The organism is Hymenobacter sp. APR13 (assembly GCF_000737515.1).
Classification (GTDB): domain Bacteria; phylum Bacteroidota; class Bacteroidia; order Cytophagales; family Hymenobacteraceae; genus Hymenobacter.
The window spans coordinates 3,811,379-3,828,322 of the sequence record NZ_CP006587.1 but is presented as its reverse complement, the minus strand read 5'-3'; the positions used below and the strand labels follow the sequence as shown (position 1 = coordinate 3,828,322).

The following is a 16,944-nucleotide window of genomic DNA, read 5'->3' as shown; positions in this document are numbered from 1 at the left end:
GCCGGCGTGCTGGCCGATTCCATTTATCTCTATGAAAGAACTATTACGCCGGATCCAACTGATTACGCCATTCGCACTGGAATTCCCGGTTGAGCCAACCCAGTTTGTGGGACGGCTGCAACCGCACGTAGCTCCGCCCAACCTGAATCCGTTTGGCCGGCTGGGCCGCCTCTTTTCTCCCACGGTGGCGCCCTACAGCGGCGTGGTGCGGGCCGACTATGTTCAGCTCAAGCCGCGCCCCGGTGGCAATCAGCTCTTCTTTCCTGCTTTCAACGGCACCGTATTGCCCACACCTGCCGGCACCCGCCTGGAAGGCGAGCTGAACGGCGCCTCCGGCACGTTCTTGTTTCCTGCTCTTTTCTATCTGGCTTTCGTGCTCTTCGCTTTTGTGTCACTCCTGACGCGTAGCGAAAACACCACGTTGGCTGACGTGCTCATTGCGCTGTCTATGCTTGTCTTTCAGGGACTTATTGCCGTGGGCATTCCGTACGTAATAGCCCGCCGACGCCTGCAGCGAGCCGCGTTTGAGCTGGAGCGAGACTTATTTTATTTCATTCAAAAGCCCACCACCGAGGTCCGCTGAGTCGTTCGCCAAACTTATCCCCCACCCCGCTCCCATGGCCCGCCATTCCTTTCTCTTCGACCCCAACAAAAACTCCCTGTTCTATTTGGCCCTGTTTGTGGCGCTGGCCGTGCTGGGGCATACCTCCTACCAGGCCCTCAACGGCGACTATTCCATCATCGGCAGCGTGGCCTCGTTTCTGGGGCTGTTCGTGGCGTTTCAGAGCTGGAAGGCGGCTGATGAGGCCTCCCGCAACTCCGACCAGGCCATGCAACAGATGCACGCGCTGGCCCGCGAAACCCAGCAACTGGCCGCCGAAACCCGCCAGCTGGTGGAAAGCTCCAACGCCGTGGAGCAGCAAATCAAAAGTGCCGTCGTGACCATCAGCGACGCCACGCGGGAGTTGTACAAGGGCTTTCAGCCGATTATGGTGCGCATGGCGGAGTTTCTGGAAGAGTCGGCCGGCAGCGAATACCTGGCCATCATGACGGACTCGGCCGCCATTGGTACGTTCTACGCCCGCCACCACCGCCCCGAGCTCAACCAGCGCGAGATGCGCGCCCTCACCGACCGCATCCACGACCTGCTGCTGGACCGCGCCCGCGACGCCCGCGAGTTCTACCTGGCCACGCTGGCCGCCGACGAAACGCCCGAGGCCCTGCCGCCCACCGCCGACCAGCACGGCCGCCTGCACCACTTCGTGCAGGGCGTGTGGCAGCAGTTTCATCCCGAGGCCGAAAGCGTTGACCCGGATTACTGGACTGAGCACCGCGACCAGCACCTGGCCACCCTGCGCCAGCTCGAAGACGCCTTCCAGACCCTATCCGAGCACCCCGAGCAGCGGGCCGCCGGCCTGGGCATCCATCAGTTGGTGCCGGTGCTGCCCCTGCAGCTGCTGCTGCGCTTCGATGCTGAGGCCAAAGAGCCGTTTCGGGCGCTGGTGGTGTTTCTGGGCCAGTATAACCTGGATCGGGTAGCCGAGGCCCGGGCCCTGCAAACCACCGACCCCGAGCTGGTGCGCACCTTCATCAGCATGTTTGAGAGCCTCACCAGCCTCGACGACCACCCCGGCTACCAGCAGCTGCGCCGGCAGTTTCCGCTGTAAGCCGGAAAATCCGTTTGTTTGCGTTGGCCGCCCCAATCCGGCGCGCCCCGGCAGGCCGTATGCCTGGCTATCCTCCTTATTTCGATATAATGCAGCGGTACGTTTCTGAGGTTCTGGGCACCTTCGCCATTGTGTTCTGTGGCACCGGCGCCATCATCATCAACCAGGAAACGCACGGCGCCATCACGCACGTGGGCGTGGCCATGACGTTCGGGCTCATCGTGAGTGCCATGATTTACGCGCTGGGCAACGTGTCGGGCGCGCACTTCAACCCGGCCGTGACGATAGCCTTCACCATTGCGGGGCGGTTTGCGGGGCGGCAGGTGCTGCCTTACATCATCAGCCAGCTAACCGGGGCCGTGTTGGCCAGCGCGGTGCTGCGCTACCTGTTTCCGGCCAACGCGCTGCTGGGCGCCACGCTGCCGGCCGGATCTGAGGGGCAGGCGTTTGTGCTGGAGTTTATTCTCACCTACTTCCTGATGCTCGTGATTCTGAACGTGGCCTGCGGCTCCAAGGAGCAGGGCATGTTTGCGGGGCTGGCCATCGGGGCGGTGGTGCTGCTGGAAGCCATGTTTGCGGGGCCCATCTGCGGGGCGTCCATGAACCCGGCCCGCTCGGTGGCGCCAGCGCTAGTATCGGGGCACATGGAGCATCTGTGGCTGTACCTGGTGGCGCCTACCGTGGGCGCCATTGCGGCCGTCTTTACCTGGCAGTTCCTGACGCGGCCGGCGGTGCCGGTGGAAGAGTGCGAGTAGGCCTTAAAAGCTCGTGCTCCATGAAAGACACAATCAAGTTCCTCAATAGCTCCTTTGGCGTTGCAGTAGCAGCATTGCTACTGTATTTCTCCTGGTGGCTTTTCGTTGTGCATTTTCTCTACTAGAAGGAATACTCTGAGTATAGTGGCAACGCAGCTGGTACCGCGGCTCTATTCATGGGTTATGTTACAATTGCGTTGCTGGTTATGTATGAAATCGGCTTCGTCATAGTGGCTATTAAGGCCACGTCTAAACGGCCTTTTTATCTGGTTATATCCTTCGTTTTACTACTGCCAATGGTTGGCATTTGGCTATTCGAAACCTATGGCCGGAAGTAGCAGGAAGTGAACAACATGTAGAATACGCTATAATTCGTTGCAGGCAGAGGTCTGTTGCGGGCTGTTCATTCGGCTATGCTTGCCTCCCGCTGCACTTCTGCCAAAAACTCCGTAGCATTGCTTAGCCGGCCCCGGGCCGGCTTTTTTTCCTTCTACCCCGCCCCTGCATGGCTGCTCCCGTTACGTCCTCCACCCCGCTTGCCCCCGCCGGCACCACCCGCTCCTACGCGGGCCCGATGGTGCTGATGACCACCCTGTTCTTTTTGTTTGGGGCCGTCACCAACTTCAACGACGTGCTCATGCCCTACCTCAAGGACGTGTGCCAGCTCACCGATTTTCAGTCCACGGCGGTGCAGTCGGCCTTTTTTGGGGCGTATTTCCTGATGTCGTTGCCGGCGGGCAAGCTGCTGGAGCGGATGGGTTTCAAGCGCGGCATTGTGCTGGGGCTGCTGATTATGGCCTGCGGGGCGCTGCTATTTGTGCCGGCCGCCAATTCGCGCACGTTCGGGCTATTTCTGCTGGCGCTGAGCTTTTTGGGCGCGGGCATCACGCTGCTGCAGGTGGCCGCCAATCCCTACGTATCGGTGCTGGGGCCGGCGCGCACGGCTGCCAGCCGAGTAAGCATCGTGGGCGTGGCCAACGGGCTGGGCGGCACCATTTCGCCGCTTATTGGCGGGCTGATTCTGTTCGGCGGCTCGGCCGTGCTGAAGGCCCAGCTGGCGCAGCTGCCACTGGAGCAGCGCCTCACCCAGGAAGCCACGCTGGTGAAGCCGCTGTATCTGGGGCTGGCCGTGTTTCTGGCGGTGCTGGCGGCGCTGTTTTTCCTGGTGCGCCTGCCCGAGGTAGAAAGCCTGCCCGCCGATGAGGAAGCCGCCGCCGCGCAGGCCGCCGCCGAAACCGGCCGCCGCTCCGCCCTCGACTTCCGCCACCTGGCCCTGGGCGTAGTGGCCATTTTCACCTACGTGGGCGTGGAAGTGGGCATCGGCTCATTTATCATCCGCTACGGCGAAAGCCAGAACATCAGCCAGCTCAGCGGCTTCACGCAGGAGCTGGTGCGCGGCCTGAGCGTGGCCACCAGCTGGGCCGCCGCTTTGTTCGGCAACACCCCCGACCCGATTGATACCAGCAGCGGCTTCACCAAGGCCGTGGGCGCGGTGCTGGTGTCGTCGTACTGGTTTGGGGTGATGGTGGGCCGCATCGTCGGTATTCCGCTGCTCACCCGCTTCGATGCCCGCAAGCTGCTGGCCGGCGTATGCGCCGCCGGCACGCTGTTCGTGCTGCTCTCCATCCTGAGTTCCGGCGAAACCGCGCTGTGGCTGGTGGTGCTGTGCGGCCTCTGCAACGCCATCATCTGGCCGGTGGTGTTTCCGCTGGCCATTACCGGCCTGGGCAAATTCACCAAGCAAGGCTCGTCGTACCTGATTATGGCCATCGTGGGCGGGGCCATCATTCCGCCGCTGATGGGGCTGCTGGCCACGCACGGCGGCGGCATCCGGGTGGCGTTTGTGCTGCCGGCCCTCTGCTACGCCTACCTGCTGTTCTACGCCCTGAACGGCTACCGGGTGCGCTAAACCCGCTCCTACTGCTGCTGCCCGACGCCGGCCCGGCGCTGCCCACCGGGCTGGCGCCGGGCCGGTTTCTTTCATAGATCGGCTGGCAACGTACCTTTGCCCGGCAACCTTTTCCGCTTACCGCTACTGCTATGGCCTCGGCTCCCGTTCTGGAACACCACGTTTCGCTTCGCCCCTACAACACGTTTGGCCTCGATGTGCAGGCGCGCCTGTTTGCCCGCTTCCACTCCGTAGACGAGTTGCGCGCGCTGCTGGCGCTGCCCGAGGTGCAGGCCGCCGAGAAGCTGGTGCTGGGCGGCGGCTCCAACCTGCTCTTCACCCAGGATTTCGACGGCGTAGTGCTCAAAAACGAAATCCGCGGCCTGGAAATCATCAGCCAGGACGACGACAGCGCTCTGGTGCGCTCCGGGGCCGGCGAGAGCTGGCATGGCCTCGTGCAGTACGCCCTCGACCAGGACCTGAGCGGCATCGAAAACTTGTCGTTGATTCCAGGTACGGTGGGCGCCGCGCCGCTGCAGAACATCGGGGCCTACGGGGCCGAGCTCAAGGACACGTTTGAGCAGCTGGAAGCTCTGGAAACGGCCACCGGCCAGCTGCGCACGTTTTCGGCCCAGGAGTGCGGCTTCGGCTACCGCGAAAGTGTGTTCAAGGGGGCGCTGAAAAACCAATATATCGTGACGGGCGTGCTGCTGCGCCTGCACCGCCGCGCCCAGCCCAACGTACGCTACGGCGACATTCAGACCACCCTGCAGGACATGGGCGTGGCCGACGAGCCCACGCCGCGCCAGGTGAGCGAGGCCGTGAGCAGCATCCGGCGCAGCAAGCTCCCCGACCCAGCCCAGATCGGCAATGCCGGCTCGTTCTTCAAAAACCCGGAAATCTCACAGGCCCGCTTCGATGAGCTGAAAGCCCGCTACGAGGGCCTGCCCGGCTACCCCGTGCCCGGCGGCGTGAAAGTGCCGGCCGCCTGGCTGATTGAGCAATGCGGCTGGAAAGGCCTGCGCCGCGGCCCCCACGGCGTGCACGACCGGCAGGCGCTGGTGCTCGTCAACCACGGTGGCGCGCAGGGCCAGGACATCCGCGACCTAGCCTACGAAATCATTGCTTCAGTTCGGGAAAAGTTTGGCATCGAGCTGCATCCCGAAGTAAATATTATGTAAGCTTTATATAATCTATTGGCGACCTAGTCAGGAATTTGCAGCTTTGCGGCCAACGACGCACCTTGCGTCCCATTCTGCAACTCCCGCTTCTTGCATGTTTCTGCGCCGGCCCGCCCTGTTTGTTTGCTTTCTGCTCTTATCACTGACTGTTTCACCGGCCTGGGCGCAGGCTCCGCAGTTTCTGCGGCTGGGGCAGGCCCGGCGGGCCACATTGGGGTCGGTGCTCATCGTGCGCGGCGTGGTGGCCAACGGGCCCGAGCTGGGCGGCGTGCGCTACCTGCTCGACCAGACCGCCGGCTTGGCAGCCTACTCCAACGCCCCAGCCTTTGTGGCGCTACAGCCCGGCGACAGTGTGGAGTTGCAGGGCACACTCCGCAACTACAACGGACTGCTGGAGCTAACCTCCATCAGCCGGACCCGGCGGCTGGCCCAGCGCCGCCCGCTGCCGCTGCACGAAGTAGCCTTCGAAGACCTGGCCAGCGTTTACGACGAGGCCTTTGAGAGCCGGTTGGTGCGCATCACCGGCGTGCCGTTTCTGACTACCATGGCTGGAGTGGCCGCGCGCACGCTGGCGGCCAGCACCAGCTACCTGCTGGGTGGCCAGCACGGGGCCGTGCTGCGGGTGCAGGCCACAGCCGGCGGAGTGCAGGGCCTGATAGGAGCTCCGGCGCCCAGCGGCGAGTTTTCGGTGATGGGCCTGATGGGCCAGTACGCGCCCGGCGGCGGCCGCGGCTTCTACCAGCTGCTGCCCCGCTCCTACGCCGACCTGGAAGTAGGCTTCGGCAAGCCGGTGGTAGTGGGCGTGCCCGTAGCCCTCGAAACCAGCCCCCAGACTGTGAAGCTGCAGTTCACCACCCTCAACCCCGGTGATACCCGCATTGATTTTGGCCGCACCGGCGAGCTGGAATCGGTGGTAACCAATGCCGCCCTCACTACCACGCACGTCATTACCCTCACGGGCCTGCGGCCAGGCACCACTTACCACGTACGTGCCTCCTCCACCAATGCGGCTGGCAACTCCCTGAGCCCGGTGGTGCTCATTGCCACCGATTCGCGCCGGCGTAGCGCCGCCAGCGCCGGCGAGCCCACCGATCCGGCCCAGACGCCCAAAGAGTAGCTGCCGGCGCTTCGGGCAATTGCCCGCCTCTTGCGGCCATTCGCCAGACGCTCCGGCAACGCAGGCACACCTCTGCCGCCACCAAAATTGCATCCTAATGTTACTGTTATGTAATCATTCAGGACAATACGGTAAACTTTCCGGCAACTACTGTAGCGGCAAGAGTGCTTTCATATGAAGCATTTAGGTCGCTAATTGGTTTGGCAACCTGATTTTCGGGACGTGAAAAAGGTAACGGCCGGACATGAGGCTTTGCCGGCTATATTGTATTTTTACCGAAACCTCTTTCCGGCTTTTTCTACCAGCCGGCCTGCTCCACTGCTCTCCGCTCCTACCCAACCCAACCGCTCACGCTTCCTCATGAAAATTCTGTTACTCTCCGCTCTGGTACTCAGCGCCTTGCCGGCCGTGCACGCCCAGCGGGCTCATGCGCCGGCAGCTTCTTCGCTCAGCACCATTCAGGCTGCTCGTCTGGCCGGGCCGGGCGCTACCGTCACGGTGCGCGGCATTATCAGCAACGGGTCCGAACTGGGACAGCTGCGCTTCGTGCAGGATAAACAGGCGGGGCTGGCCGCTTTTTCGCTCAACAATCCCGCCTTTTCCGCCCTGCAGCCCGGCGACAGTGTGCAGCTCACGGGCACGCTCAAAAACTACAGCGGCCTGCTCGAAATGGACCCCGTAGCTACAGTGCAGAAGTTGGCCAGCGGCCGCCGCATCCCCATGCTCGAAACTACGGCCGCCGGGGCAGAAGTGCTGTTCATTGAAGCCAATGAGGGCCGCCTGCTGCATATCAAAGGCCTGAGTAGCCTCACAATGCCCGATGGCACGCCCGCCGAGACCCTCAAAGGCAATACCAATTACCTGCTCAACGGCCAGAAAACCACGCCCATTCGCGTCAACATTGCTTCTACCGGTGAAACTGGCCTGGTGGGCAAACCCATGCCGGCCGGCGAATACGACCTGCTGGGCATGCTCAGCCAGTTCACCAACACCGGCAGCGGCGGCTACCAGCTGCTGCCCCGCCTCTCCACCGACTTTGTAGTGGGTGGCGGCCTGCCAGTCATCGTGGCCGAGCCGGTCCCGACGGCTATCAGCCGCACTGGTTTTACGGTGCACTTCACCACCCGCAACCTCGGTACGGCTACGGTGGAATACGGCACAACCACCGCCCTGGGCCAGAAAGTGCAGCTCACTACTCCCGGCACCTCGCACACCATCGACCTTACCGGGCTAGAGCCTGGCACCGTGTACTACGTGCGGGTGTCGGCCACCAATGCTGTAGGCACCTCAGCCTCCCCAGCCGTGCCCATGATTACGGACACCAAAAAGCGCACTACCCGGTAATAGCACCGCCGTTTTTTGCGGGCCGAGACCGTTCCGGCAAGTGGTTTTCTAATTGAAAATCAGGATATTTGCAGCCGCTTTTGGTTTCAGCATCTCGCATTTCCTTTTCTTTTTTCCTGCATGAAGAAATTTACTCTGCTGGCCTTGCTTTGCGGCATGGCTGCTTTCCGGCCTGCCCAGGCCCAGACGGCTGTTACGATAGCCGCGGCCCGGGCCCAGGCGCCGGCTTTCAACACGTCGGGCGCCACCGTCACGGTGCGCGGCATCGTCACGAACGGGCCCGAGCTGGGGGCCATCCGCTACATTCAGGACGGCACGGCCGGCATCGGAGTGTACTCCACTACGCTCACCACAGGCGTTGTGCCCGGCGACTCCATCATCGTAACGGGCACGCTCAAGGACTTCCGCGGGCTGCTGGAGCTGGATCCGGTGTCGTCGTTGACGGTGCTGGCCGGCAACCGGCCGCTGCCGGCGCCGGTGCAGTTTCCGGCCGGGGGCTTCACGGCCGCTTACGCCGAGCAGTACGAAGGCCGCCTGGTGCAGCTCACCGGCGCCACGTCCATCAACACGTCCACCGGCGCGGCCGTTACCTCGTTTAGCAGCACCACGTTCCGCATCAACAACAACGCCTCCACGGTGCTGTACGTGAATGCCGCTTCCACCGGCCCGTACGGCCTCATCGGCAAACCCTCGCCTACCGGCACCTTTGATGCCGTGGGCATCATGAGCCAGTTCACGACCACCGCGCCCGGCCCCACCGGCCCCGGCTACCAGCTGCTGCCGCGCCTCTACGAGGACTTCCGCCAGGGCAACACACCCAACGTGGTGAACACGCCTTTCCCGACCAACATCACGACGTCGGGCTTCACGGTGAACTTCCTCACCCAGAATGCCGGCAACACCAAGCTGGAGTACGCCACCAGCGCCACCGGCCCGTTCACGGCCGTGACCAGCGCCGCCAGCACCACCAGCCACAGCCTGGCCATCACGGGTTTGCAGCCGGCCACGGTGTACTTCGTGAAAGCCAGCTCCACCAACGCCACCGGCCTGTCGGAGTCGCGGGTGGTGCCCATGATTACGGCCTCGCTTTCCAGCGGCAAGATGCGCGCCTACTTCACCAACCCGGTGAACAACACGCTGGCCCTGCCCGGCAACAATGCCCTGTTCCTGCCCAGCGGAACCGTGGCTGACACGCTGGCCCGCTACATCGGCCGCGCCACTACCACCCTCGATATTGCCATCTACAACTGGAACAGCCCCACCATTCTGGCTGCCGTAAACGCCGCCCAGGCCCGCGGCGTGCGGGTGCGCGTGATTTATGAGGACGACAACGCCAACCTCAGCATTCCGAGCCTGAACGCCGGCGTGGCACGCACGGGCCGTACCCAGACCGGCACCGGCACCATCCAAGGCATCATGCACAACAAGTTTGTGATTATCGATGCTGAGGACACCAACCCCAACGTGCCGTGGGTGTGGACCGGCTCCACCAACTGGACCGGCGCGCAGCTGTCCACGGACCGCAACAACGTGGTTGTGGTGCAGGACCAGGCGCTGGCCCGCGTGTACAAGATGGAGTTCGAAGAAATGTGGGGCGGCAGCGGCGCTGCCACGGGCGCCGTGAAGTTCGGCTCGCGCAAAACCGACAACACCCCGCACTACCTCAACATCGGCGGCAAGCTGGTGGAATCGTGGTTCTCGCCGACCGACAACGTGAATGGCCGCCTCATCGACGCCATCCGCACGGCCGACTTCGACCTGCACATTGCCACCATGCTCAACACCCAGACTGACATCGGGCGCGCCATCCGCGACCAGGTGCAGTTGCGCAACATAGCGGCCTGCACCGAGGTGCTCAACAACGATACCAGCTCTACGAACTCGGGCGCTGTGCTGCGCACCATCCGGCAGGCCATCGGGGCCCGCGGCATGGTGAAGAACACCAGCGGCATCATGCACCACAAGTACGCCATCATCGACGCCGGCGCCTCGCAGTCGGACCCGCAGGTGTTCGTGGGCTCGCACAACTGGAGCCTCTCGGCCAACACCGAGAATGACGAAAACACGCTCATCGTGCACGAGCCGCGCATCGTGAATCAGTACTACCAGGAGTTTGCGGCCCGCATTGCCGAGCAGAACCGCGGCGTGCAGGTCTGCAACCTGGTACTGAGCAACAAGAACGCCACCGTGCAGCAAAGCAGCGTGCAGGTGTACCCCAACCCGACGCGCGGCCAGTTTGCCGTGCGCCTGCAGGCCGGCAAGGCCCGCACCGCCACCATCACCCTGCGCGACGCCACCGGCCGCGTGGTGCTCAACCAGACCAGCACCCTCTCCGGCCAGGACGTGGCCGTAGACGCCTCGCAGCTGCCCGCCGGCCTCTACATGGTGCAGATTGTGACGCCCGAAGCCACGCAGATGAGCCGTGTGGTGGTGGAGTAGGCTTCTCGCAGTAAGCCCCATAAAAAAAGGCGGCTCCCAGATTTGGGAGCCGCCTTTTTTTATGGAGCTATTGTATTGTATTTCTCTTCAAAACAGTCAATGGCTAGTCCTATACCGCTTGCCCCTAATCGAAGCATTTCTTGGGCGTTGAAGCCTATTCCGCATTGTAACGTGTAGCAGTAAGTGAGATTAAGGCTGATACTTTCTTTCCCAACACCGATTCTATGCAAGGCCTCAAACTTTGGTTCTAACAAGTCTAAAAAGACATTAATGAAGTCGAAGTTTGGATCCTCATCACTTGAGACGACCAAGTATGACCATGACTGAGGCTTATCTGCGTCAAGCAATATCCGCTTCCACGGTTCCGGGTTTACACCGATGATTTGTGTGATACTATCGAAGGTTTTGAAGCTAGGCTTATCGAAACTGATATGCAGTCGATGATATTTCATTTCCAGCGCCGCGTGGCCCAGGCCTGCTGCTGCTCGGGGGTCTGGAAGGTCCAGGCGACCACGCGGGTGGCTTTCTGTCCGTGGGTCATATCGATGGTTTTCACCTCCAAAGCCCCGGCTTTTTTGAGGAAGTGGTAGATGCTGGGCAGGGTTTCCTTCTTGGAGATGAGCGTGCTGAACCACAGCACCCGCGGCCCCAGCGGCACGCTCTGCTCCACGAGGTTGCGCACGAAGGCTTCTTCGCCGCCCGTGTACCAGAGCTCGGTGTTGCGGCCGCCGAAGTTGAGGACCGGCTCGGCGGTGCGGGGCTGGCCCAGGTTGCGGGTTTTGCGCTGGTTGGCAGCCAGGGCATCTTCCTCCGAAGCGTGGAACGGCGGGTTGCACACCGTCAGGTCGAACTCCTCGCGGGGCTTCACGATGCCGTCGAAGATGTAGTTGGCGTGGGTTTGCTGGCGCACTTCCACCCGGCCCGACAACCCGGGGGTGGCCGCTACCAGCATCTTCACCGATTTCAGGGCCACCAGGTCAATATCGGAGCCGACGAAGCGCCAGCCGTAGTCGTGGGTGCCGATGATGGGATACACGCAGTTGGCCCCGATACCAATGTCGAGCACGTGCACCTGCTTGCCGCGCGGCACGGTGCCGCCGTGTAGGGCCGCCAGCAGGTCGGCGGCGTGGTGCAGGTAGTCGGCGCGGCCCGGGATGGGCGGGCACAGGTAGCCGGCCGGAATGTCCCAGAGCTGAACGCCGTAGAACTGCTTCAGCAGGGCCTGGTTGAGGGCTTTCACCGCGGCCGGGTTGGCGAAGTCAATGGTCTGGTCGCCGTGGGGGCTGGCCGTTACGAACGGCGCCAGCGCCGGGCTGGCGGCAATCAGCTGCGGAAAATCGTAGCGGTCGGCGTGGGGGTTGCGGGGATGCAAAATGAGAAGGGGGTAAAAAGGTAAAAGCCCAGCGGCTTTAATGATCAGGCCAACGAGCGGCGGTGCCGCCAGTTGGAAAACGCGGCCAGCAGCACCGAAATAGCCAGCATGACCACCAGCACCAGCAGGCAGTTGCGCAGCACCGGCCCGTAGCCCAGCGCCGCCACATCCACGAACGGATACGGGTAGAAGCTGGCAGAAGGCCCGCGCAGCAGCGTGTAGGCCAGGTAAGCAGCCGGATAAAGCAGCCAGTACGGCAACGTGCGCCAGCGCACCGGCTGCCCGGCAATGCGCAGCAGCCAGAAGCCCAGCATGTACAAAGGTACGAGGCCGTGGAGGATGTTGTCGGCGAGGATGCCCCAGCCGGCCAGTGACACCAGCCCGCGTAGCACCGCTTGGTACACCACGCCCACCACCAGGATGTACACCGTGAGGGCCGTACCCACCTCCACCCGGGCCGCCCAGCGCCCGGCCGCCGACTCCGGCCTCAGGCTGCGCACCAGAAAATAACCGGCTACGAGCGTGTTAGTCAGGATGGTGAAGAAGCTGAAGAAGCGCACGACGGTTTCCAGCGGCGGCAGCTGCCGGCTGCTGAACGTGACGTAGAACTGCGCCAGCAGCCCCGTTAGCGCCAACAGAGCCCCGGCTAGTGCCGGCCAGAAAATTCGACGGGAATCTTGCATGATGCTCAGCACGGAAAGCAGGTGCGACGGTAGCCGAAAAATCAATCCTGCCGAATATAGCACAATCGTTTCAGAGCCGGTGAGTGGCCGGCACGCTCTGCTTAGGCCGTGGCGCCCACACCAAAAAAGGGTCTGGCGAAGCCGCTCACGCGTTTCGCCAGACCCTTTGTATTGCTGCTGCCGTCCACAAAATCCGTGCAATCAGTGGACAATCCGTGCTAATCCGTGATCCTACTTCAGCACGGCGATGGTGGCGCCGTCGCCGCCGCGGTCGGCGTGCTCGTCGGCTACACTGGCCACCTGGCGGGTGCGGTGCAGGTAGTCGCGCACCACCTGGCGCAGCACGCCGTTGCCGCGGCCGTGCAGAATCTTGATTTCGGGCACGCCCAGCATTACGGCATCATCCACGTAGGCCGTGATTTTGGTGAGGGCGTCCTCGGCCCGCTCGCCGCGCAAATCCAGCGTGGGGCTGAAGCTCGACATCTTGCCGGTGGTGTCGAAGCCGGCGTACTGGGCCGGGGCCCGGCGCGCCGACTCCTTTTCCCGCTCCCGGATTTCGGAGCGCGTCAGCTTTTCGAGCTGGCTGATCTTGACGATGGTTTTCATGCCGCCGAAGCTCACTTCGGCGGTTTTGCCCTTCACGCTCATCAGCTCGCCGTAGCCTTCCTGCCCAATCAGCGCCACTTTGTCGCCGGCTTTCAGCGTGCCGACCTCGGCCAGCTCGCGGGTGGCTTTGGGCTTGGGCGGCTCAATCTGCAGCTTCTCGCGCACAAAGGTGTCGAGCTTGCCGCGGGCCTCCTTGGTGCGGTCCTTGTCGGCCTGGCCGAGGCGGATTTCCTGGATGGTGGCCTCGATCTGTTGGTTGGTGTCGCGCAGCAGCAGCTTGGCTTTCTGCTTGGCCTCGCGCAGCACCTCCAGCGTGGTATCGTCGAGGTACTTCTTGAGGTCCTGGTATTCCTGGGCGGCTTTTTTCAGGCGGCGCTCGGCTTTGGCGGCTTCGGCGGTGCGGGCTTCGAGGTCTGACTTTTCCTTTTCCAGGCCTTCCAGCAGCCGGTCGTAGCGGATTTTGTCTTTGCCGACGAGCTGGGTGGCGCGCTCCACCAGCTGCTTGGGCAAACCGATTTTGCGGGCAATTTCGATGGCAAACGACGAGCCCGGCTTCCCGATTTCGAGGCGGTAGAGCGGCTGCAGCTGCTCAGGGTCGTAGCGCATGGCCCCGTTCACGATGCCGGGCGTGCGCTCGGCGTAGTTCTTGAGGTTGGTGTAGTGGGTGGTGATGACGCCGAAGCTGCGCGCCCGGTTGAGCTGCTCCAGCACGGCCTCGGCAATGGCGCCGCCCAGCGCCGGCTCGGTGCCGGTGCCGAATTCGTCAATCAGCACCAAACTGCGCTTGCCGGCCAGCGTCACGAACTGCTTCATGCTCAGCAGGTGCGACGAGTACGTGCTCAAATCGTTTTCCAGGCTCTGTTCGTCGCCGATGTCCAGGAAAATGTCGTCGAACATGCCCGCTTCCGAGCCCTCGCCGGCCGGAATCAGCAGGCCGCACTGCAGCATATACTGCACCAGCCCCACCGTCTTCATACTCACCGACTTACCGCCGGCATTCGGCCCCGAAATCAGCAGGATGCGCTGCTCCGGCGTCAGCTCGATATCGAGTGGCACCACTTCGCGCGGGTCGTCTTTGGCGTGGCCCAGGAAGGTGAAGTAGAGCAGCGGGTGACGCACCTGCTTCCAGAGCAGCTGGGGGCGCGGGTGCAGGATGGGCAGGGTGGCCTCCAGGCGCAGAGCCAGGCGCGCCTTGGCCCGGATAAAGTCGATCAGGCCGAGGTACTGGTAGGCCTTGCGCAAATCCGGAATGTGTGGCCGGAGCTGGTCGGTGAGGGCCGTCAGGATGCGGATCAGCTCGCGCTGGTAGGCGTTTTCGAGGTCCTTGATGTCGTTGTTGAGCTCGAACACGGCTTCGGGCTCGATGTACACCGTCTGGCCCGAGGCCGACTCGTCGTGGATCAAGCCTTTTACGCGGCGCTTGTGCTCAGCTACCACGGGCAGCACCAGGCGCCCACCCCGGATGGTGGGCTCGGCGTCGCCGGGAATCCAGCCTTCGTTTTTGGCGTGGCGCAGGATGCCCGCAATCTGCTTGCGCAGCAGCCCCTGGCGCGTAATCAGCTCCTGGCGCAGCTGGCGCAGCAGCGGCGAGGCATCGTCGCGCACGAGGCCTTCGTCGTCCACCACCTTGTCGAGGGCGGCCAGCAGGTTGCGGTCGACCTGCACGCCAATGCCGAGCAGGCGCAGCGTGGGGTACAGGTCTTCGGCAGCCTGGGTGAAGAAGGTGAGGGCCTGCCGGATGGTGCGCAAGCTCATCTTCACGGCGAAGAAGGCGGCCACGTCGAGGTAGGCGCCGGGCAGGCTGGCGCGCACCAGCTGCGGATTGACGTCGTGGTAGTGCTGGCTGGGGAAGTCGGCCCCGCTGTGCAGCAGGAAGCGGAACTCGTCGGTCTGGAGCAGCAGCTTGTGCAGCTGGTCGTGCTTGGTCTGGAACACCATTTTGGCCACAAACTGGCGGCCGAGTGGGCTCAGGCACATACTTTCCAGCATTTCACGCAGCTGCGCGAAGCCTATTTTCTGCTCGAAGTTCTGAGGTAAAATCAAATCGGGTTGTCTTGGAAATCGGAATGGAGTGTAAAGGTAAACAGGATATAGGGCGGGAAAGATTCAGGGCCAGGGAAAGTGTCGGCTATGGGCCGGAATTTCTCTGGCAAACTGCCCGGCGCTGTTTTAATTCTCCTGTAGGCCCAGCTATATTTGGCCGCATCTTTATTGATCTATGAATAGAATTTTATTTTGGTGCGGCGCCTGCCTCAGCCTGGCGCTAACCGGCTGTTCACCAGATATTACCGTCCTGGAAAAGCACGCCACCATCCGGTACCGGAATCTGGCCGTGCCGCCTGCCGTAGCGGGCACCACCTGGCTGAGCGTTGATTTTGTTGGCTCGGCCACCGGGTTTGTGGGCGGCGAGAATGGCATCCTGCTGGGCACCACCTCCGCCGGGGCCAGCTGGCAGAACCTGAGCAACGCCGCCCTGGGCGACATCCGGCAATTGCACTTTTCGTCGCCCGGTACCGGCCTGGCCCTCACGGCCACCGGCCTCTACCATACCACCACCGGCGGCCGCACCTGGACGCGGGTGAAGTACCTGCCCTACTCGGCCATCACCGACGTGCAGATGCTGGATGCCGCCACGGGCTTTCTGGTGGGCGAAGATGGCCTGCTGAGCCACACCACCGACGGCGGCCGCACCTGGCGCGACTACGTGTTTGCGGTGTGGCCGCCGGTAAACGGCGACTTTCAGGCCGTAGCCTTTGCCACGACGCAGGTGGGCCTGGCGGTGGGCACCAACCAGTGCTTCCGGACCGGCAACGGCGGCCGCACCTGGGAGCCGGTGGAGTGGCCCATGCCCGCCCGCGTGTTCGACCTGCACCTCTACCCCAACGGCACCGACTACCTGGTCAGCGGCGTCGACGACCTGGGCCAAGCCAAATCGTTCCGGGCCATGACCTACGACGCGGCCACCCGGCAGTACCGGCAGGTATCGGCGCAGGACTTGCTGAATGTGCCGGTGCACGATTTCGCGCAGTGGCAATCCGAAGTGGTGGCGGTGGGCTGGAAAACCGTGCTGCGCAACTTCCCAACATACGCCGCCCAGCCCGACGTGACGCCCTGGGTGAACCTGACGGGCCCGACGGGCCAGAGCCTGCAGCACGTGTACCGCAGCGCCGACTTTGCCGATGCCGCCACGCTCTACGCCGTGGGCGAAGCCGGCACGATTTCCCGATTCGACTACCACTAAGTATGGCCCGTTTTTATCTGCTGCTGCTGGCTGCCAGCCTGGGCCTGGCCGGCACCGCCCGCGCCCAAACCAGCAATTTCTCGATGTACCTGGGGGCGGGCACGGTGCCGGTGCGCGCCTCCTACGCCGAGCTACTAGAGCAGCCCACCGCCACCCAGGCCCGCGGCGAATACGCCCTGACCACGGTGCGGAGCCGGGCCGTGCTGACGACGCTGGGCCTGGCCTACGATGCGCCGCTGTGGAAAATCAGCGCCGACCAGGCCGTGGGCCTCTCGCTGAACGTGGCCGGCGGGCTGCTGGGCGCGCCGCAGGAAATTTACGGCTTCAACGGGTCGGCGGTGCTCGATTTTCCGGAGTACGTGACCTGGCGCTACGGCTGCAAGGCCACCCGCGAATCGGACCGGGCGTGGGGCGTGGGCGTGGGCGCCGGCTACCGGTATGCGCTCTACAGTTTGCCGTTCCGCTCGCCCAGCGTGCTGCTGGAGGGCGCGCGCACCTTCGGGCGCAGCAACCTGTACCTGCGCTTGACCGCCGACCTGCTTCCCAGCCGCCTCTACGCCGACTACTCCAGCGAAGGGCCGGTGGAGGCCGTCTCCATCCGGCAGCAGCTCACGGCCGTCATGGGCCTTTCTTTTTGAGTATTCAGATACA

The 16,944-nt window shown here is 63.2% G+C and carries 13 protein-coding genes; 10 read left to right on the top strand and 3 right to left on the bottom strand.

What is annotated here, in order from left to right; genetic code table 11:
- The first annotated feature begins 31 nt into the window (after positions 1–31).
- The 8 genes from N008_RS15915 (at position 32) to N008_RS15880 (ending at position 10,391) form a co-directional block, all read left to right on the top strand.
- Entirely contained in the window at positions 32–583 is a 552-nt protein-coding gene (locus N008_RS15915) for a hypothetical protein (RefSeq protein ID WP_044017421.1), read from the top strand.
- A gap of 34 nt (positions 584–617) precedes the next feature.
- Positions 618–1,667, top strand: a complete 1,050-nt coding sequence (locus tag N008_RS15910; protein ID WP_044017420.1) for a hypothetical protein — start codon at positions 618–620, stop codon at positions 1,665–1,667.
- Between the two features lie 89 nt (positions 1,668–1,756).
- On the top strand, positions 1,757–2,422 hold the full coding sequence (locus N008_RS15905) for an aquaporin (RefSeq protein ID WP_044017419.1): 666 nt from the start codon (positions 1,757–1,759) through the stop codon (positions 2,420–2,422).
- 505 nt (positions 2,423–2,927) lie between these two features.
- On the top strand, positions 2,928–4,331 hold the full coding sequence (locus N008_RS15900) for a sugar MFS transporter (protein ID WP_044017418.1): 1,404 nt from the start codon (positions 2,928–2,930) through the stop codon (positions 4,329–4,331).
- 131 nt (positions 4,332–4,462) lie between these two features.
- The gene (gene murB / locus N008_RS15895; protein ID WP_044017417.1) at positions 4,463–5,491 is read left to right on the top strand and encodes a UDP-N-acetylmuramate dehydrogenase; all 1,029 of its coding nucleotides are present in this window, start codon (positions 4,463–4,465) and stop codon (positions 5,489–5,491) included.
- A gap of 94 nt (positions 5,492–5,585) precedes the next feature.
- Positions 5,586–6,608, top strand: a complete 1,023-nt coding sequence (locus N008_RS15890) for a hypothetical protein (RefSeq protein WP_044017416.1) — start codon at positions 5,586–5,588, stop codon at positions 6,606–6,608.
- Between the two features lie 360 nt (positions 6,609–6,968).
- Positions 6,969–7,952 carry a fibronectin type III domain-containing protein gene (locus tag N008_RS15885; RefSeq protein ID WP_044017415.1) on the top strand — a complete coding sequence of 328 codons (984 nt, stop codon included), beginning with the start codon at positions 6,969–6,971 and terminating at the stop codon, positions 7,950–7,952.
- A gap of 120 nt (positions 7,953–8,072) precedes the next feature.
- Positions 8,073–10,391 (top strand): phospholipase D-like domain-containing protein, encoded by a 2,319-nt coding sequence (locus N008_RS15880; RefSeq protein WP_044017413.1) that lies wholly within the window; start codon positions 8,073–8,075, stop codon positions 10,389–10,391.
- A 448-nt stretch (positions 10,392–10,839) separates the two neighbouring features.
- Here the strand turns inward: N008_RS15880 and rlmF are convergent, their stop codons facing one another.
- The 3 genes from rlmF to N008_RS15865 all read right to left on the bottom strand — a co-directional run bounded on the left by rlmF (position 10,840) and on the right by N008_RS15865 (position 15,095).
- Positions 10,840–11,763 (bottom strand): 23S rRNA (adenine(1618)-N(6))-methyltransferase RlmF, encoded by a 924-nt coding sequence (rlmF, locus tag N008_RS15875; RefSeq protein ID WP_044017410.1) that lies wholly within the window; start codon positions 11,761–11,763, stop codon positions 10,840–10,842.
- 44 nt (positions 11,764–11,807) lie between these two features.
- On the bottom strand, positions 11,808–12,446 hold the full coding sequence (locus N008_RS15870) for a Pr6Pr family membrane protein (protein WP_071884634.1): 639 nt from the start codon (positions 12,444–12,446) through the stop codon (positions 11,808–11,810).
- A gap of 231 nt (positions 12,447–12,677) precedes the next feature.
- Positions 12,678–15,095, bottom strand: a complete 2,418-nt coding sequence (locus N008_RS15865) for an endonuclease MutS2 (protein WP_044017409.1) — start codon at positions 15,093–15,095, stop codon at positions 12,678–12,680.
- Positions 15,096–15,270: 175 nt separating this feature from the next.
- Here N008_RS15865 and N008_RS15860 point away from each other — a divergent pair, with 175 nt between their 5' ends.
- Together N008_RS15860 and N008_RS15855 are read left to right on the top strand one after the other, a co-directional pair.
- Entirely contained in the window at positions 15,271–16,293 is a 1,023-nt protein-coding gene (locus tag N008_RS15860; RefSeq protein ID WP_044017407.1) for a WD40/YVTN/BNR-like repeat-containing protein, read from the top strand.
- A 2-nt stretch (positions 16,294–16,295) separates the two neighbouring features.
- On the top strand, positions 16,296–16,931 hold the full coding sequence (locus N008_RS15855) for a hypothetical protein (protein WP_044017405.1): 636 nt from the start codon (positions 16,296–16,298) through the stop codon (positions 16,929–16,931).
- Positions 16,932–16,944: the final 13 nt, after the last annotated feature.